We start from the raw sequence: 17,587 nt of genomic DNA, 5'->3' as shown, positions 1-17,587 counted from the left end.
CCCGGCACTTGCTTGCCGGGCCCGATGCTTTCACATTGTAAGAAAATGGCGCGGCCAGAGGGGTTTGCGCATATCGATTAGGAGCATAACGAATGGATAGACGCCATTTCATCACAGCAGCGCTTGTTGCAGGCTCGGCTACGGTCTTTGCCCGGCTGGGCGGGGCCAGCACCTCTGAGAGCGGGACGTTCGAAGTGACCCGGACCGAGGCCGAATGGCGCGCCATGCTGAGCGAGCTTGAATACAAGGTCATGCGCGAAGAGGGCACCGAGCGCGCCTTTACCTCGCCATTGGACAAGAACACCGCCGAGGGATCGTATAACTGCCGCGGCTGCGATCTGCCGCTCTATTCATCCGAGACGAAATACGACAGCGGCACGGGCTGGCCCAGCTTTTGGGAGGCCAAGGAGAACGCGATCGGCACCAAGGAAGACCGCTCGTTCTTTTCCCTGCGCACCGAATGCCATTGCCGGCGTTGCGGCAGCCACTTGGGGCATATCTTTGACGACGGCCCCGAACCGACCGGCAAGCGTCACTGCATCAACGGTGTTTCGCTGAGCTTCGTGGCTGCAGGGGCCTGAGCCGCACGCGCTTGGGTCCGATCAACTTTCAGGAATGCAACTTTCAGGGCCGTCCCCGCGTTGCCATCCAGACGGGTCGCAGGGGCGGCCTTGCCGCGCCGGATGTGCGCGGTTCAAATTTTAAAAACCCAAGGAGCGACACATGGAACGCAAAGGTTCAGCGGTTTGGAGCGGAGATCTGAAATCCGGCCAAGGGCAGGTCAGCACCGAAAGCGCGGCGATCAAGAATGTGCCCTACGGCTTCAACACCCGGTTCGAGGACGAGCCCGGTACGAACCCCGAAGAACTGGTGGGAGCGGCCCATGCCAGCTGCTATGCGATGGCGATGTCGCTGGGCCTTGGCGAAAAGGGTCTGAAGGCCGAAGAAATCAATGCCAGTGCCATTGTGACACTCTCAGAGGTCGATGGCGGCTTTGCCGTCACCAAGGTGCATCTGGACGTCTCGGCCAAGATTCCCGGCATCAGCGAAGAGGATTTCCAGAAGATCGCTGAAGCAACCAAGAAGAACTGCCCGATTTCCAAGCTGCTCACAGCCGAGATCACATTGGACGCCAAACTGGGCTGATCCGTTATCGCATCGACATTGCAGGCCCCGGCGATATCGTCCGGGGCCTTTTTGCGTCCGGATCCTGAACGCTACCAGGATCCGGAAACTCCGGCGCAAGTGCCGGGGGCCGCAAATCCGGCACAACATCAACGAGACGGATCGCAAACGCCCCAGCCACCCGGCTAGGCGTCTGCGCCATACCCCGCATGTAGGGGCCAGGCAGACAGATTTCAGATCGCCAATAGCCCGCGCGTCAAAGCAAGTGCCACGGTCTGATCTTTGGTCTCTGCGTTCATCTTGAGGGATGCTCTTTCAATGAGTCTCAGGATCGTCGCCTCATTCTCTTTCAGCTTGTGCGCGATCATATCCACGCTCATGCCGATGGCGAGGTAGCTGACCACGTCGCGCTCATCCTCCTCCAACTGGCGCCAGCTAGATCCGAAGGCCCGCCCATCGGGCCCGCTGCCGTCAGGCGCCTGAAGCCTGTAGGACATCATGGCGGACACGGCAGAGAATGCACGCATCGTTCCCGGACCGAAAAGATCCGTTGGATCTTCCCTGCTACTCAGAACGATGCCCTTGTTGATGTCCCCGTCGAACCAGCTGTGGGAGATCATGTAGTTGTAGTCATGGCTCATCAGCCCGTCATGCAGGTCGCTGTATTGGCCGCCCGTGCCGTCGCCTCGATCACGCGCTGCGACGTCATAGAGGACGGGCAGCGCCCCCGCCAAGGCCCCCTTTATCAGAGGATCATTGTCATGAAAGCTTTGCCCCGCATAGTCATCGAGCCAAGCCGTAGTCATCGAGCTTCGCATCCATGCGATCTGCGAAGCGCCCGTGAGAAATGCACCGGCGTTGACCGCGTTGGCGCCAATCCGGCGTGCTATGACGTTGATGGCCTGCCAAGCGGCGTCATCCGTCCTGGCCTCTGACAATGTATCGGCAGCGTCGATCAAAAGATTTGCGTATCGCGTCGTCATAGTCCAGCCGCCGAGGTTTACTTGCGGTAATCCTGCGCAAAGATGAACGATTTGTCCAGATTGGTTGACACTCTGTGGGGCGAGCTTTGGGACAAGCCATCAGCCTTGCGCGTAAATTCCGGATCCGGACTTTGATCCTCTGCCCAAACGGCAAGGCGCAGCAATGCCCTGCCGGGAAGCGATGGAGATCATCTTGCGCGTGATACTTCACTCATATGCTGTTCGGGGCCCGCCCACAGGTGGGCCAGGCCGATTCAGAGGCCCACAATAATGTATGGGCCTCACGCTGGGCGCGCGCAGGGGCCGCGCCACTCCGTTTACCGGCGAGGCGCAGCGCTCACTTGAAATTGCGGCTGTTCTTGAGCTGCTCCCACGCCCACATCACCTGCTGCAACTGCTCTTCTTGACTGCGATCCCCGCCGTTCATGTCCGGGTGCAGCACCTTGATCAGAGCGCGGTAGGCCTTGCGCAGATCGGCCTTGGTGTCGCTGTCCTTGGCCTCCAGGATTTCGACCGCCTGCCGCTCGGTCGGGGGAAGACGCTTGCCGCCGCCCGATTTTTCCTTGCCCGGGTTTCGCGTGGCGTTAACGCCCAGCACCTGATGCGGGTCCTCGATGCCAAGGCGGGCCCAAGCGCGCGCCTCGGGGTCGGTAAACGCCTTGGTCGAGCGCTCCCACACCTTGTCCTTGGACATCTGGGCATTCATCTCGGCCTCGGTGGTGCCGTCGAAGAAATTCCACTTCAGGTTATATTCGCGGACATGCTCCTGGCAGAACCAATAGAATTCATCCAGCACATCCGGCGCCTTGGGCGCACGGTAAAGGCCGGGCTGCGTGCAGCCCTCATGCTCGCACTGACGCTTGGATGTCTCTGATGCGCCGGACATCCCGCGCCGGCCGCGCGGATTCTTCTTCTTGGCCGACGAGACGGACATGTCGAAACCAAATGGATCGGATTTGCTCATCGGGTACCCCTTTGCGAGTCGAAGCAGACACTCTAGTCTAATTGCACCGAAGTTGAAGGGGGCGAAGAGTAGAAAGATGGACAAGGCAGCAGAAATCCACGCGGCATTAGAGCGCAGCTTTGACGCGCAATTCCTTGAAGTCATTGACGAAAGTGCGGCGCATCATGGCCACGCGGGTGCGCCTGAGGGCGGTCAGTCGCACTTTCGTGTTCGCATTCGGGCAAGCGCGTTGACGCCGATGTCGCGTCTTGGTCGCCATCGCGCGATCCATGCCGCCATCGGGCCCGAGTTGATCGGGCGTATTCATGCGTTGGCCATCGACGTGGATGCCTGAGGCGGGGGGGCGCCGCGCTGTTGAGCGCTAAAGCTTTTCGCATTTAACCTGAGGATCAGCAAAAGGCGAAACGCGTGCAACGCCTTTATGTCGCGCTGCGTTTCGCGAAACTCTGTGAGTCAGGTTTTTCGCGAAACGCTTTAGTCCTTCTTGGGGGTTTCGGGATCCGGTGCGTCGGGCTTTGGCGTGTCCGGCTGCTCAGGTTCTGTGGGCGCAGGCTCTGCGGGCCCAGGGACGTCGGGCTCGGGGCCTTCGGGCTTGGGCGCATCCGGATCAGGCTCCTCCGGCTTGGGGGCGGGATCGCCGCGCGACGGCTGGACGGGTGTCAGCGTCGGCTCGCGGCGCGTAGGGCCACCCACGTCCACGCTGGGCGAGACCGCCTCGGCCACATCCTGCGCGGTTTGAATCACGTCCCCGGCACTGCTGTCCTCACCCGCCTTGGCGCGGCGAAATACCATGAGCGTGCGATAGACGGTCTGCGATCCGGTCAATCCCTGACGCTCTTCCGACGGCAGGATATCGGTGCGAAGATACTCCCACCCCTCTGCTGCCTGTGCGTTCAGCGTGTCCTCGATCGTAGCGGCAAAGCGCGCCTCGGCGGTCTTGAGGCCGGGCGCCTTGGCGCCCTTTGTCGGGGCGGGGATCACCTTGTACTCGTAGCTTGCCATCTGGGCCTCGTTCCTTGTCGTCCGGGTCGCAGCCTATCCAAGCCCGGCGTGGGATGAAAGTGGCTAGCCCTTGCGCGCGCCCTTGGCGGGGATGCCCATGGGCAGGCCAACGGCCTCGGGGCGGGGCAGCTTGTCATGCGCGGCCTGCAACGCGGCGACCCGCGCCGCGATATCCTCGGGCATGGGGGCGACGCGCGGCCCGCTCATGTCGACATGCAGTGTCAGCGCCTCGGCGGTGGCAGCCAGCCAACCATCCTCATGGTGCAGTTCCTGAAAGCTGTGAAAGCGCTTTTCGTCGTGGTCCAGCAGCTGCACCGAGCAGCGCACTCGGTCGCCCTCATGCAGCTCGCGCAGGTATCGCACGCGAAAATCGGCTACATAGGTCGTCATGCCGCGCGTGCGCGCATAGTCCGCGCCAAAGCCCATCAGGCGATAGACATCGTCGATGCCCTCGTCGAAAAGGACGTTGTAATAGGCCATGTTGAGATGGCCGTTGAAGTCGATCCACTCGGGACGGACCGTCATCCAGTCCGACTGGGCGGGGCCATTCGTGACGCTATCGGGCAGATCGACCATTCAAAGCCCCAGCTTGGCCGTGACGATCTCGTTGACCGCCTTGGGATTGGCCTTGCCGCCCGTTGCCTTCATCGTCTGGCCGACGAACCAGCCCGCCAGTTTGGGATTGGCCTTGGCCTTTTCGACCTGTGCGGGATTGTCGGCGATGATCTGATCGACGGCGGCCTCGATGGCGCCGGTATCGGTCACCTGTTTCATGCCGCGCTCTTCGACGATCCGGGCGGGGTCGCCGCCCTCGGTATAGACGATCTCAAAGAGATCCTTGGCAATCTTGCCCGAGATGGCATCCGACGCGATAAGATCCACGATGCCGCCCAGTTGCTGGGGCGACACGGGGCTGCCCGTGATATCCGCGCCCTCTTTCTTCAGGCGGCCAAAAAGCTCGTTGATGACCCAATTGGCCACCAGCTTGCCATCGCGGCCCTCGGCGGCGGCCTCGAAATAGGCGGCGTTGGCAACCTCGGCGGTCAGGACGGATGCGTCATATTCGCTCAGGCCGAAATCGAGGACAAAGCGCGCCTTCTTGGCGTCCGGCAACTCGGGCAGCGTGGCGGCGATCCCATCGACCCATGCCTGCTCGATTTCCAAGGGCAGCAGGTCGGGGTCCGGGAAGTAGCGATAATCATGCGCCTCTTCCTTGGAGCGCATCGAGCGCGTCTCGTTCTTGTCGGGATCGAAAAGGCGCGTTTCCTGCACCACTTCGCCGCCGGCCTCGACAATGGCGATCTGGCGGCGCGCCTCGACCTCGATGGCGGCCTGAATGAAGCGCATCGAGTTCATGTTCTTGATCTCGCAGCGGGTGCCGAGATGCGAGAAATCCTGCGTTTCCTGATACTTCTCATAGGCACCGGGGCGGCAGATGCTGACATTCACGTCGGCGCGCAGGTTGCCGTTTTGCATGTTGCCATCGCAGGTGCCGAGATAGCGCAGGATCTGGCGCATTTTCAGTACGTAGGCGGCGGCCTCCTCAGGGCCGCGAATATCGGGGCGCGAGACGATCTCCATCAGGCAGACGCCGGTCCGGTTCAGGTCCACGAAGCTCATGTTCGGGTCCATGTCGTGGATCGACTTGCCCGCGTCCTGCTCCATGTGAATGCGCTCGATCCGCACGAGGCGGGCGATACCCGGCTCCATGTCCACCAGCACCTCGCCCTCGCCGACGATGGGATGGTAAAGCTGGCTGATCTGGTAGCCCTGCGGCAGGTCGGGGTAGAAATAATTCTTGCGGTCGAACGCGGATTTCAGGTTGATCTGCGCCTTGAGGCCAAGGCCCGTGCGCACCGCCTGCTCGACGCAATATTCGTTGATGACGGGCAGCATGCCGGGCATGGCCGCGTCGACGAAGGCGACGTTGGAGTTGGGCTCGGCGCCGAATTTGGTCGATGCGCCTGAAAACAGCTTGGCGTTCGAGGCAACCTGCGCATGCACCTCCATGCCGATGACCAGTTCCCAGTCATGCTGGGCGCCAGCGATCACGCGGGGTTTCGGGGGCTCGTAGGTCAGATCCAGCATGGCGGCGTCCTTTGTCAGATGCCAGCGACTTCTAGGACAGGCGGCGCGGCTGGGCAAGAGGCGCGGGACGCCTCTCAGAGCGAGGGCAACATATACATCCCCGAGGGCGAGAAGGCGATCGAATGCCCTCTTGCGATATCGTCTGCATATTGCGCGGCGATGACCCTCAGCGCCGTGCGGCGGCCTTCGGAAATCAGGGCGCGGCGGGGTGGCAACGGCCCCGCGCCGGGACAGTGCAGCGCCTGCGTCCAAATCAGCGGGTGCAACTCGTGCAGGTGATCGCGCAGGATCCACGTCAGGCAGTCGTGCAGGGCGGCGCGCAGGCGCGCGCCTGCGGCCAGACCCGCGCCTGCGCTTCGCATTGTGATGGCGCAGAAGGCGGCCATCAGATTGGCGGTATGCTGATCCGGGCAGAGGCGCAGGATATCGCGCAGACCGTCGATGAAGAACGCAGGATCCAGCTGCGCCAGCGCGCGCGCATCCAGAGCCAGCGCATCGAGATAGACCCACGCATAGGCGCCCGCACCCCAGGTGGCGCCGGTGCGCGCGGCAGTGCGGCGGGCGGCAAGCTCAAGCTGCTGATATCCGCCGGGCTGCGCCGCAAGGACGGCCGCGCCGAGCGCGCGCATATGGCGCGGGCTGCCCGGATCCAGATCAATCAGACGCTGATATTGATCCGCCACATTCCTCAGCGCGGCGTCGGTGCAGGTGGGCTGGATGCGCAGCAGCGCGCACTGCGCCGCCGCCAGCAAAGGGGATGGCAGTTCGGCGCTGCCATGCGGGCGCAGCAAATCCGCGGCCTGCGCGCTGTGATATGCGGCCTGCGCGCCCGCGCCCTCCAGCGCGCTCGCTTCGGGCATGGCCCGCCAGGCCCAGGCCATGTCGATATGCGCCATCGCCACGACGGCCCCGACCGGGTAGTCGCCGCGCAGCTCTGCGGCCACGACATCCAACGCGTCGATGCCGTGGCGCGCGGGCGCGCGCCCCTCGCTTAGCGAATCCTCGACCATCGCGACGACATCGCTGCGCGCGCCAAAAGCCATCAGCATCGCCGCTGATTCGCCGCCGGGCGTGCCGCTGCGGGCCTCGTCGGCCTCGCGCATCATGTCCGACAGCTCTTCCCACATTTCCTGGCGGGCCAGTTTCATGCCCTTGTCCTGAAAGGTCGCGCGGGCCAATTCCTCGTCCGTGACCGACATCGAGGGCAGGATGATGTGACGGCTGAGACGGTCCAACTCGGCCGGCGGGCGTAGCACGCGGCGCGCTTTGCGGCGCCCCGGATTGCGCCCGAATGCGCCGTGCAGGCGACCTAGCAGCGAGAGTGCGGATCGAGGCTTGGGGTGCGTCATGTGGGGAGGGCCTTTGGTCATGTCTTCTTGCCTGCATCAGGTGGCCTTCCATTCGGGCCAAATCATGTCGCCACTTGGGAGAATGGGTGATTGCCCGCCGGTGCCCCCCGCGGGCCATTGCCTGACCTGATATTTTGGGCGATCATGGCGCATGAGACGGATGGGCATTTTCCTTTGTGTGATGACGTGGCTGGCGGTGGGCGCGGGGCAATTGCACGCATCCGAAACCGGTACAAGCACTCAAGCGAGCGCTACCCGGCCGCAATCCCGGACCATGGAGATTCCCAATGCGCGCTGGGATCATCGCCCCAGCAGCGCGGCGTGGACACGCAGCGCGCTGACGGCATTGGCCCAGCACGGCACGCCTCTGGTGCGCACTGTGCCGCGCGATATCGCCTCCTGGTGCCCCGGTTATGCCTCCGGCGAGGCAACGCAAAGGCGCGCGTTCTGGGTCGGCTTCCTGTCTGCGCTGGCCAAGCATGAAAGCACGTATCGCGCCAAGGCCGTGGGGGGCGGGGGGCTTTGGTATGGGCTCTTGCAGATCCTGCCCAGCACCGCGCGCGGCTATGGTTGCAAGGCGACCTCGGGCGGGGCATTGACCAATGGGGGGGACAACCTCAGCTGCGCGATCCGCATCATGGCCCGCACCGTGCCGCGCGACAACGCCATCGCCGTCAATGACGGGCGATGGCGCGGGGTCGCTGCCGACTGGGGCCCGTTGCGCAGCGCCGCCAAGCGGGCCGACATGGCCTCGTGGCTGCGCGGGCAGGAGTATTGTGCGATCACCCGCTCGCCGCGGCCGCAGCTTCGGCCCAAATCCATCGAAACCCAGCGCAGCGGTAGGACCGCGCGCTGAGCGCCTGAAGTGGTCCGCCAAGCAGCAGGACCACAGCCTTGGCGGAGCGCCGCGCCCGTTGGAGGGAACGCGCGCCTGAGCGCGGCGAACGCATCAGCAGGGCAAAGGCGCGGCGCTTCAACTCTTGAGAATGCGCCCGACCATTTCGGCGGTGTCCCGGCTGAGTTTCGGTTGCTCGACGATGCGGCGCAGTTGGGCCTCGATCAGGGATTGGCGGGCCGTATCATAGCGCCGCCACGTCTCGAAGGCCGAGCACATGCGTGCCGTCGTCTGCGGGTTGAGCGGATCGAGCTGGATCAGCCAATCGGCCAGCAGTTTGTATCCCTTGCCCGACGCATGGTGAAAACCCGCAGGCGACCCGGCCAGCGCGCCGAGTGTGGCGCGGAAGCGATTGGGGTTTTTCATCGTGAAATCAGGATGCTGCGTCAGCTCGCCCGCCACACCGGCGGCCTCGGCGGGGTCCGCATAGGCGACTTGCAGGCTGAACCATTTGTCGATGACCAGCCGGTCGTCCTGCCATTGATCGTAAAAGGCGAGCACGGCATCGCCCCCACGGCCCGCCTGCAAGAGGCAGCCAAGCGCGGCCAGTTGCTGTGTCATGTTGTCTGCCGCATCGTATTGCGCCTGTGCCGCCGCGCCGCCATCGCGCCGCGTGATCATCGCCAGCGCGGTATTGGTCAGCGCGCGCGCACCCGATTGCGCGGCATCGGGCTTGTAGGATTCGGTTACTTGATGGGCGGCATAAAGATCGCGTGCGGTCTGCTCCATGACTTCGGCGCGCGCCTCTTTCACCGCTTCGAGCGCGTCCCAGATGGCCTGTGGATCGGGTGTGCCGCCCGTCTCATGGATGGCCTGCGCCAGATCGTCCTGACTGGGCAGCCCCAGCGCCAGAGCGCGAAAAGCAGGATCAAGCGTCTCGTCCCGCGCCATCGCCTGAGACGCCTCAAGATAGGCGATGTCGGGCGCGGCGCCGTTGCGGATCATGTCCACGAGGCAAGCGCGGGCCAAGGCGCGGCCTGCTTCCCATTTGTTGAAGGGGTCGGTGTCATGGGCCAGAAGGAAGGCGCGCTCGGCATTGCTGGCCTCGCGTGTCAGGATCACGGGGGCCGAAAATTCGCGCAGGATCGACGGGATCGGGCGCGCGGCCAGCCCGGTGAACTCAAAGCTCTGCTCGGCCTCGGTCATCTCCAGAAGCCGGGTCTGCACCACCTCATCGCCATTGTCTGCCAAAAGGCCCAGTTTGATCGGAATGACGCGCGGCGCCTTTTCCGGCTGGCCCGGCGTGGGCGGCGTTTCCTGTTTGAAATGCAGGGTATAGGTGCCGCCGTCGTACTCTTCGGTCACCGACAGGCGCGGTGTGCCAGCCTCCTCGTACCAGCGCTTGAACTGCGCCAGATCGCGGCCTGTCACATCCTCGAAGACGCGCAGCCAGTCCTCGATCGTGCAGGCCTGTCCATCGTGCCGATCAAAATAGAGCGTCAGCGCCTTTGACCATGCATCATCGCCAACCAGCGTCTTGAGCATCCCGATCAGCTCGGCGCCCTTTTCATAGACGGTCGCGGTATAGAAATTGTTGATCTCGACAAAGCTTGCGGGGCGGACAGGGTGTGCCAATGGCCCGTTGTCCTCGCGGAACTGACGCGCGCGCAGGGCGATAACATCCTCGATCCGCTTGACCGGCGCACTGCGCAGGTCAGAGGTGAATTGCGCGTCACGGAAAACCGTCAGGCCCTCTTTCAGGCAGAGCTGAAACCAGTCGCGGCAGGTGATGCGGTTGCCCGTCCAGTTGTGAAAATACTCATGCGCGATGATCGCCTCGATGCGCTCGAAATTGGCGTCGGTCGAGGTTTCGGGGCTGGCCAGAACGCAGGAGGAATTGAAGATGTTCAGCCCCTTGTTCTCCATCGCGCCCATGTTGAAATCATCGACCGCAACGATGTTGAAGAGGTCCAGATCGTATTCGCGCCCATACTCGGTCTCATCCCATTGCATCGACGCCTTCAGCGCCTCCATGCCAAAGGCGCATTTGCCCTCGTCGCCGGGGCGCACCCAGATGTTCAGCTCGACCTCGCGGCCTGACATGGTGGTGAAGCTGCCGGGATGATTGACCAGCCGTCCGGCCACCAGTGCAAAGAGATAGGCAGGTTTCGGCCACGGGTCATGCCATTCTGCAAAGCCATCGCCCACCTTCCCGGGATTGCCATTGGACAGCATCACAGGCTCGCCGCCCTCAATGCGCACGTCAAAGACGGCCATGACATCGGGGCGGTCGGGATAGTAGGTGATCTTGCGAAAACCCTCGGCCTCACATTGCGTGCAATACATCCCGCTCGACATATACAGCCCTTCGAGCGCGGTGTTGGCCGATGGGTTGATCTCGACCTCGGCCTCCCAGACGAATTCGCGGTCCGGCACGTCGCAGGTCAGGCCCGTCTCGGTGACCAGCGGCGCAACATCGGCCCCGTCGATACGCGCGCGGATCAGGGTCATCTTTTCGCCGTCGAGCGTAAAGACGCGGCTGGTGGCCTCGGGGTTTGGCGCGAAGGTGATCCGGCTCAGCACGCGGGTGCGGGTCGGATCGAGGCGAAAGGTCAGATGGACTCCCTTCACAAGCCAGTTCGGCGGGGTGTAATCGACCAGATGGATGGTCTGGGGGGCGGCGTCCTTCATGATGCGTCCTTTCGGTCGGAACCTCTTGGCTCTGCGCAGAGTTAGTGGGATAACGATACCCGTTCAATGCCCTTTTGCGGCATGAGTGCCGCATCGCAAGATGCAGAAAGGATGCGAAATGTCAGCACCCGATACCAACACCGAAAAAACCAAACCCGCCCACAAGACGCCGATCGCCGGAATGATTGCTGTTGTGGTGTTCGCGATTGTCTTGCTTTTTGCGCTGGTCACCTATCTCAGCTTTGCCGGAAACGATCCCGAGGGCGGTGCTCCTGAAGGTGTTGAAGGCACTGACGTCGGCGCGATAACCGATGTGGTGTCAAACAGCCTTCCAGCCTAGGCGTGGATGCGCCGGGCTCGAAAGCTGTCCGCTCAGCGCTTTTTCAACGCATTTCGACCGAGACCCGCAGGCATCGCCATGCGGGTCTTTTTGAGTGCTGAGATTGCGAGTAGAGAGGTCGCCATGAAACATCGCAAGAAGGGCGATCTGCCCTCGAAAACCTGCGCGACCTGCGGGCTGGCCTTTTCCTGGCGCAAGAAATGGGAGCGCGACTGGGAAAACGTGCGCCATTGCAGCGAAAAATGCAGGCGCAATCGTGGCGCTGGACAGAGCAGTAAGGGCCACCCCCATCCTAATGCAGCGTCTAAACCCACAGGTCGCTGATGCCAACGGCACCAAGGGGTTGAAGTTTCATCCGGGCGTGGCGACACTGAGGCCGGTCCTATCAGCAGCGCAGGCACATCCATGAAACGTCCCGTCATCGGCATCATCGGCAATCAGCACGTGATCGAAGACCGATACCCAGTCCATTTTGTCGGGCGGATGAATATCGAGGCCGTGACGCAGGTCGCGGGCGGCATGCCCTACATTGTGCCCGCCGACCCCGCATTGGTCAGCGTGGATGAGTTGATGGAGGTCTGTGACGGATTTGTGCTGACTGGCGCGCGCGCGAATATTCACCCCGATCACTACGGCGAAGATCCGACCGAGGCGCATGGCGCTTTCGATCCGGCGCGAGATGCGATCACACTGCCGCTGGTGCGGGCCTGCGTCGAGAGGGGCCAGCCGATCTTTGGGCTTTGCCGCGGTTTTCAGGAGATCAACGTGGCCATGGGCGGCACGCTGCACCCCGAGATCCGCGATCTGCCAGGGCGCGACAACCACCGCATGCCCCCCGAAGGCACGCTGGAGGAGCAATATGCGCTGCGCCACCTCGTCAGCTTTGCCGACGGCGGGGTGTTTCACCGCCTGATGGGCGCGCGCGAGGTGATGACCAACACGCTGCACGGGCAGGGGATCAAGACAGCGGGCGCGCGCATCGTGGTGGAGGGCCATGCGCCCGATGGCACCGCCGAGGCGATTCACGTCAGCGGCGCGCCCGGCTTTGCGCTTGCCGTTCAGTGGCACCCCGAATGGAAGGCATCCGAGGATCCGGTGTCGCGCCCTCTCTTCGCGGCCTTTGGCGAGGCGGCGCGGCACTGGGCGGCGGGCAATGGGCCGGTGCCAGCCTTGAAATCGGCTTGATCCTGCGTGCCGCAGGGCTCGCGCAGGCGGCAAGGCAAGGGATGGGTTTTGGGCGCGGAGTTTGAGTATTTTTGCCAAGATGAAGCAGGGCGGGTGCGCAATCTGGGCCCGATGGCTGCCGTGAAAACGCGCAAGACGGCGCGCGCGCCGCGCTCTATGCTGGGGCGGGCCTGCAGGCTGAACACTCAGACATGGCACCCGGATTCGCTGCACTCACGAGGACCTGACAGATGATTCACAAACGCCTTCGCCCGCTCAACACCAAGGACACCTACCCGGAGCAGAAGCTGGACAATGACCTGAGCCAAGGCGTCGTCGCGCGCGGCACCATGGTTTTCCTGCGCGGCCAGGTCGCGCAGGACCTCGACAGCCGCGAGAACATTGGCATCGGCGACCCCGCTGCGCAGACCCGCAAGGTGATGGAGAACATCGACCTTTTGCTGGGCGAGGCGGGCAGCGAAATGGCGCATGTGACCCGTATTGTCGTCTATCTCACGGATATTCGCCACCGTGAGGCGGTTTACCGTGAGATGGGCGCGTGGTTGAAGGGGGTGCATCCCTGCTCGACCGGGATCGTGGTGTCGGCGCTTGCGCGCCCTGAATGGCTGGTCGAGATCGAAGTCACCGCCGTCATCCCGGACTGACCTGAACGGAGGCAATTCATGACCTTTTCCATCACCGCCCATTGTTCCGAGACCGGCATGGTGGGCACAGCCGTCTCGTCCTCGTCGCCTTGTGTCGCCGCGCGTTGTGCGCATGTGCGCGCGGGCGTGGGCGCGGTGTCGACCCAGAACATCACCGATCCGCGCCTTGGGCCGAAGGGCCTTGACCTAATGGCGCAGGGGATGGGCGCGGCGGCGGCGCTGGAGGCGCTCAAGCGCGAGGCACCGCATATGGACTATCGACAGTTGGCGCTGGTGGATGCGCAGGGCGGTGCGGCGCATTTTTCGGGGGCGCGCACCCTCGGCACGCATCATGCGCTGGCTGCGGATGGCGTGGTTGCGGCGGGCAACATGCTGAGTTCGGGCGCCGTGGTCGAGGCGATGATCACCGCCTTTGCCGCAGGGGCGGGCCAGCCCCTCGGGGATCGTCTGATCGCGGCGATGCAGGCGGCGCTGGAAGCGGGCGGCGAGGAGGGGGATGTCCACTCCGCCGGGATGCTGCTGGCGCGGGAGGTAGCGTGGCCCGTCGCGGACCTGCGCATCGATTGGACCGATGCCTGCCCGGTGGCGGAACTGGCCGCGCTCTGGGAGCGTTGGAGGGGCGAGATGGACGCCTATGTCGGGCGCGCGCTCGACCCCGGTGCGGCACCGAGTTATGGCGTGCCAGGAGACCTTTGACGCCATGGAAACCCTTGATATCCTCGACAGGCTCATCGCCTTTCCCACCATCAGCCGGCGGTCCAACCGTGACCTCATCGGCTATGTCAGGGCCTTGCTGGGCGAGGCGGGTATCACATGTGAGGTGATCGGCACCGAGGACGGCAGCCGTGCCAACCTCTTTGCCACCATCGGCCCGCAGGATCGGCCCGGTGTGATGCTGTCCGGGCACACGGATGTCGTGCCCGTCGAAGGTCAGGACTGGTCGAGCGATCCGTTCCATATGCGGCAGGACGGGGACCTTTACTTCGGGCGCGGCACGACGGACATGAAGGGCTTTGTCGCCTCTGCGCTGGGCGCGGCACGGCGGGCGGCGGGGCGCGATCTGCGCACGCCGCTGCATCTGGCGCTGTCCTATGACGAAGAGATCGGCTGCATCGGGGTGCGCAGCCTGCTGGATGCGCTGGCGCCGCGTGCCATAAAACCCCTCTTTTGCATCGTGGGCGAGCCGACGGGTATGCAGATTGCCAGCGGGCACAAGGGCAAGACGGCGCTGCGCGCGACCTGCACCGGCCATGCCAGCCATTCGGCGTTGGCACCCGAGGGGGTCAATGCGCTGCATCTGGGGGCCGATCTGATGGCGCGTCTGCGCGCGCGGCAGGCCGAGATCGCGGCGCATGGCGCGCGCGATCCGGCGTATTCGGTGCCCTATACCACACTGCATGCGGGGATCATGCGGGGGGGCGTGCAGCTCAATATCGTGCCGGATCATTGCAGCCTCGATTTCGAGATCCGCAACATCGCCGCCGATGATCCCGCAGAGCTGGTCGCGGCGATCACCGAGGATGCGGCCAGGATCGTCGCACCCTACCGGGACACGTATCCCCATGTGGCCATCGATATGGCCGAGACGAATGCCTATCCGGGCCTCGACACACCGCAGGATGCGGCGATCATAGCGTTTCTGCGGGATGTGACCGGCAGCGACGCAGCGGCGATCAAGGTGGCGTTCGGCACGGAGGGCGGGCTTTTCGATGCGCGGCTGGGCGTGCCGGCGGCTGTTTGCGGGCCGGGCCACATGGCGCAGGGGCATCGCCCGGACGAATACATCAGCGCGGGCCAATTGGTCGCCTGTGATGCGATGATGGACCGGATCATTGCCCGGCTGGAGGCCGGGATCTAGCCACGGGTCCAGCGGCATATGGCGAGATATTGGGTGTTTCCTCCAAGAAAAAGCCATAACCGCGCCTTTTCAGGCAATGTCGCCCTCGTAGATATGGGCGAGGGCCGCGCGCACCTGGGTCTGGACCTCGGCGGCGGAACGCTCCAGATGCTCGGCCAGGATCGCGAGGGCGGCGCGCTCGTCCCGGCTGGTGAGAGCGGCGGCGAGGGCCCGATGCTCGTCATGGGCGCTGCGGCGGCGCGTCTCATGCTCGAGGTTGATCCGGCGCACAAAACGGATGCGGTCGTTGATGTTTTGCAGGAAGGTCAGGCGCACGTCGTTGCCGCCCAGCCTTGCAAGCGCCATGTGGAACGCCTCATCGGCAGCAATAAGGGCCTCGGGGTCCGGGTTTTGGGATGTGCCGTCTTGCTGCCAATCGCGCGCGAATGCGGCGATATCCGCATCCGGCGCGCGGCGCAGAGCGGCTTTCAGCCCGCCGGCCTCCAGATCGAAGCGCGCCTCGTAAAGTTCGGTGATCTCACGCGTGCTGAGCTTGCGGCAGAAAAAGCCGCGCCCCGGCTCGAATCGGACCAGACCGTCCGCGATCAGCCGGTTGAGCGCCTCGCGAATGGGCGCGCGGCTTATCCCCAGATCGCCCGCAAGCGCGCTTTCATTCAGGCGCGCACCGGGCTTCATGCGAAAGCCGACAAGCTGCGCCCTAAGGCTTTGATACGCCAGATCGACGGTGGTTTCGCGGGCAGGGGACATTGGCGGGCCTCATTGAGGGTGTGGGACTGCAAGCTTGACAGGTTCGTGATTGCTGTCAACACTGCCGACAGTATTGTCGACAATTTTCGGCAGCAAACTCATCAAGGAGGATTTGACATATGGCGGGATCGAAAGACACGGCGTTGAGCGATGCGCAGGTCGCCGAATATAACGAGCGCGGCTGGGTCATCCCCGATTGGGAGCTGCCCGCCGAGCTGATCGCCGAGATGCGGGCTGAATACGAGGCGCTTTTGGCGCGCAACCCCGATATCGGATCGGACATCATCCTGGCGCCGCATCAGGAAAGCGGCGGGTCGATGGGCGTCAAGGGCAGCCGCAAATGGCTTGAGTTCGCGACGCACCCCAAGCTGATGGAGACCGCGCGCCAATTGATCGGGGATGATATCGTCCTCTGGGGCACGACCCTCTTTGGCAAGCCGCCGCGAAACGGCAAGGAGACGCCGTGGCATCAGGATGGCGGCTATTATCCGATCAAGCCGCTGGAGACGCTGACCATGTGGATCCCTCTGGATGATGTCACGCCAGAAAATGGCCCGATGACCTTCATCCCCGGCTCGCACAAGGCGCATGAGCTTTACAGCCATTCATGGCAGGAGGGCGACAACAAGACGATCAACCTCGTCTGCGACGCCGAGCATTTCGACGAAGCCGAGGCCGAGCCGCTGATCCTGCGGGCGGGGCAGGTGTCGTTCCATGATGTGTACATGATCCATGGCTCCAAGGCGAACCATACCGATCACCGGCGCGCGGCCTTTATCGTGCGGCTGATGCCGGCCACGTCCTTCTATGATCACGCATGGGGCGCCGAGATTGGCAAAAAGCACCCCTCTCAGGGCTATGGCACGCGGCCCCTGCATCTGGTCAGCGGGCAGGACCGGGCAGGCAACAACTTCGAAATCGGGCATGATGCGGCTGCATCTGCGTGAAACCATGCGGGCGACGCCGACGATACCGGGGCCTCTGGGGCTATCAGCCGCGCAGGCGCGCCAGGATCGCGTCGCAGGCACCCTCCCACGCCTCGGGCACGCCTTCGGCCTCGAGATGATCGAGCCCGGCGCGCGTGAGGCCGCCGGGGGTGCAGAGGCTGGCGAGGATGTCATCCATGGGCGCGTTCTCCTCGGCGATCATGCGCCCGGCGGCGGTAAAGCTGCGCGCGACCAACTGGCGCGCATCCGACGGATCCATGCCTTGCCGGGCCGTCCATTCGGCGCCCGTGCGGATCAGGGCCTGCGCCAGTCCATACATCACGGCCGAGAGGGTGGCCGCCTCGAACTGGTCCTCGGTTTGCAGGGCGATTGTCGTGCCGATCGCATCCAGAAGCGGCCGCGCAGCAGCCAGATCGGGATAGGCGAGGGTCGGGCTTGCGCCCAGTTTGGACGCGGTGATGGGCATGATCCGCATCACATCTGCCGGCCCCGCGTCAAGCGCGGCAAGCGGAACGCCCGCGCAGGCGCTCAAGAGGGTCTGCCCCGCCCGCCACTCGAGCCCGCGCACAACGCCAGCGGCCTCATCCGGGCGGACGGCGAGCAGCACCAGATCGCAATCGGCGACGATCTGGGCATTATCCTTGGCCAGCGCAAAGCCTCGGGTTTGCGCCAGATCAAGGCCGCGGCCGCGCGGCGACAGCAGGATGGTCTCTGGGGCATGACCCGCCCGCAGCACACCGTCCAGCATGGAGACCGCCAGATGACCTACACCGATAACACCCAATTTCATTTCATTCCGTCCCAATCTTGTGCAACACCATCCCATAGT

Annotated in this window: 20 protein-coding genes; 11 read left to right on the top strand and 9 right to left on the bottom strand. The window is 63.9% G+C overall.

Features of this window, described 5'->3' with window-relative positions; translation table 11 throughout:
- The first annotated feature begins 92 nt into the window (after positions 1 to 92).
- Together msrB and V8352_RS07675 are read left to right on the top strand one after the other, a co-directional pair.
- Entirely contained in the window at positions 93 to 581 is a 489-nt protein-coding gene (gene msrB, locus V8352_RS07680) for a peptide-methionine (R)-S-oxide reductase MsrB (protein WP_336423690.1), read from the top strand.
- 142 nt (positions 582 to 723) lie between these two features.
- On the top strand, positions 724 to 1,146 hold the full coding sequence (locus V8352_RS07675; RefSeq protein WP_336423689.1) for an OsmC family protein: 423 nt from the start codon (positions 724 to 726) through the stop codon (positions 1,144 to 1,146).
- Between the two features lie 212 nt (positions 1,147 to 1,358).
- On the opposite strand, the gene V8352_RS07670 is transcribed toward V8352_RS07675, so the two are convergent.
- Entirely contained in the window at positions 1,359 to 2,108 is a 750-nt protein-coding gene (locus V8352_RS07670; protein WP_336423688.1) for a helix-turn-helix transcriptional regulator, read from the bottom strand.
- A gap of 337 nt (positions 2,109 to 2,445) precedes the next feature.
- Positions 2,446 to 3,072, bottom strand: a complete 627-nt coding sequence (locus tag V8352_RS07665; protein WP_336423687.1) for a J domain-containing protein — start codon at positions 3,070 to 3,072, stop codon at positions 2,446 to 2,448.
- Positions 3,073 to 3,148: 76 nt separating this feature from the next.
- Here V8352_RS07665 and V8352_RS07660 point away from each other — a divergent pair, with 76 nt between their 5' ends.
- Positions 3,149 to 3,406: a BolA family protein gene (locus tag V8352_RS07660; protein ID WP_336423686.1), complete on the top strand. Its 258-nt coding sequence runs from the start codon at positions 3,149 to 3,151 to the stop codon at positions 3,404 to 3,406.
- A 140-nt stretch (positions 3,407 to 3,546) separates the two neighbouring features.
- On the opposite strand, the gene V8352_RS07655 is transcribed toward V8352_RS07660, so the two are convergent.
- The 4 genes from V8352_RS07655 to V8352_RS07640 form a co-directional block, all read right to left on the bottom strand.
- Entirely contained in the window at positions 3,547 to 4,074 is a 528-nt protein-coding gene (locus V8352_RS07655) for a DUF4177 domain-containing protein (RefSeq protein ID WP_336423685.1), read from the bottom strand.
- 63 nt (positions 4,075 to 4,137) lie between these two features.
- Positions 4,138 to 4,650: a thioesterase family protein gene (locus V8352_RS07650; RefSeq protein ID WP_336423684.1), complete on the bottom strand. Its 513-nt coding sequence runs from the start codon at positions 4,648 to 4,650 to the stop codon at positions 4,138 to 4,140.
- Complete coding sequence (gatB, locus tag V8352_RS07645; protein ID WP_336423683.1) at positions 4,651 to 6,162, bottom strand: Asp-tRNA(Asn)/Glu-tRNA(Gln) amidotransferase subunit GatB; 1,512 nt, start codon at positions 6,160 to 6,162, stop codon at positions 4,651 to 4,653.
- A 74-nt stretch (positions 6,163 to 6,236) separates the two neighbouring features.
- Positions 6,237 to 7,511, bottom strand: a complete 1,275-nt coding sequence (locus V8352_RS07640) for a hypothetical protein (protein WP_336423682.1) — start codon at positions 7,509 to 7,511, stop codon at positions 6,237 to 6,239.
- A 274-nt stretch (positions 7,512 to 7,785) separates the two neighbouring features.
- Between V8352_RS07640 and V8352_RS07635 the strand changes: the two genes are divergently transcribed.
- On the top strand, positions 7,786 to 8,367 hold the full coding sequence (locus V8352_RS07635) for a transglycosylase SLT domain-containing protein (RefSeq protein WP_336423681.1): 582 nt from the start codon (positions 7,786 to 7,788) through the stop codon (positions 8,365 to 8,367).
- A gap of 117 nt (positions 8,368 to 8,484) precedes the next feature.
- On the opposite strand, the gene pepN is transcribed toward V8352_RS07635, so the two are convergent.
- Positions 8,485 to 11,037 (bottom strand): aminopeptidase N, encoded by a 2,553-nt coding sequence (pepN, locus tag V8352_RS07630; protein ID WP_336423680.1) that lies wholly within the window; start codon positions 11,035 to 11,037, stop codon positions 8,485 to 8,487.
- A 118-nt stretch (positions 11,038 to 11,155) separates the two neighbouring features.
- Between pepN and V8352_RS07625 the strand changes: the two genes are divergently transcribed.
- The 6 genes from V8352_RS07625 to argE all read left to right on the top strand — a co-directional run bounded on the left by V8352_RS07625 (position 11,156) and on the right by argE (position 15,064).
- Positions 11,156 to 11,377 carry a hypothetical protein gene (locus V8352_RS07625; RefSeq protein WP_336423679.1) on the top strand — a complete coding sequence of 74 codons (222 nt, stop codon included), beginning with the start codon at positions 11,156 to 11,158 and terminating at the stop codon, positions 11,375 to 11,377.
- A 6-nt stretch (positions 11,378 to 11,383) separates the two neighbouring features.
- Positions 11,384 to 11,701 (top strand): DUF2256 domain-containing protein, encoded by a 318-nt coding sequence (locus V8352_RS07620; RefSeq protein WP_336423678.1) that lies wholly within the window; start codon positions 11,384 to 11,386, stop codon positions 11,699 to 11,701.
- Between the two features lie 81 nt (positions 11,702 to 11,782).
- Complete coding sequence (locus tag V8352_RS07615; RefSeq protein WP_336423677.1) at positions 11,783 to 12,562, top strand: gamma-glutamyl-gamma-aminobutyrate hydrolase family protein; 780 nt, start codon at positions 11,783 to 11,785, stop codon at positions 12,560 to 12,562.
- A 230-nt stretch (positions 12,563 to 12,792) separates the two neighbouring features.
- Positions 12,793 to 13,206 (top strand): RidA family protein, encoded by a 414-nt coding sequence (locus tag V8352_RS07610; RefSeq protein WP_336423676.1) that lies wholly within the window; start codon positions 12,793 to 12,795, stop codon positions 13,204 to 13,206.
- Between the two features lie 18 nt (positions 13,207 to 13,224).
- Complete coding sequence (locus V8352_RS07605) at positions 13,225 to 13,902, top strand: DUF1028 domain-containing protein (protein ID WP_336423675.1); 678 nt, start codon at positions 13,225 to 13,227, stop codon at positions 13,900 to 13,902.
- Between the two features lie 4 nt (positions 13,903 to 13,906).
- A complete protein-coding gene (argE, locus tag V8352_RS07600; RefSeq protein ID WP_336423674.1) occupies positions 13,907 to 15,064 on the top strand; it encodes an acetylornithine deacetylase in 1,158 nt (385 codons plus the stop codon).
- A 69-nt stretch (positions 15,065 to 15,133) separates the two neighbouring features.
- On the opposite strand, the gene V8352_RS07595 is transcribed toward argE, so the two are convergent.
- The gene (locus tag V8352_RS07595; protein ID WP_336423673.1) at positions 15,134 to 15,811 is read right to left on the bottom strand and encodes a GntR family transcriptional regulator; all 678 of its coding nucleotides are present in this window, start codon (positions 15,809 to 15,811) and stop codon (positions 15,134 to 15,136) included.
- A gap of 119 nt (positions 15,812 to 15,930) precedes the next feature.
- On the opposite strand from V8352_RS07595, the gene V8352_RS07590 reads away from it, so the two are divergent.
- Positions 15,931 to 16,758 (top strand): phytanoyl-CoA dioxygenase family protein, encoded by an 828-nt coding sequence (locus tag V8352_RS07590; protein ID WP_336423672.1) that lies wholly within the window; start codon positions 15,931 to 15,933, stop codon positions 16,756 to 16,758.
- 43 nt (positions 16,759 to 16,801) lie between these two features.
- Here the strand turns inward: V8352_RS07590 and V8352_RS07585 are convergent, their stop codons facing one another.
- Positions 16,802 to 17,548, bottom strand: coding sequence for a pyrroline-5-carboxylate reductase family protein (locus V8352_RS07585; RefSeq protein WP_336423671.1), 747 nt, complete (start codon positions 17,546 to 17,548; stop codon positions 16,802 to 16,804).
- Positions 17,549 to 17,587: the final 39 nt, after the last annotated feature.

Origin of the sequence: Roseovarius sp. D0-M9 (assembly GCF_037083805.1) — a bacterium.
Classification (GTDB): Bacteria; Pseudomonadota; Alphaproteobacteria; order Rhodobacterales; family Rhodobacteraceae; genus Roseovarius.
Note: the sequence above shows the minus strand (reverse complement) of the source record. Positions and strands in the feature narration are given on the sequence as shown.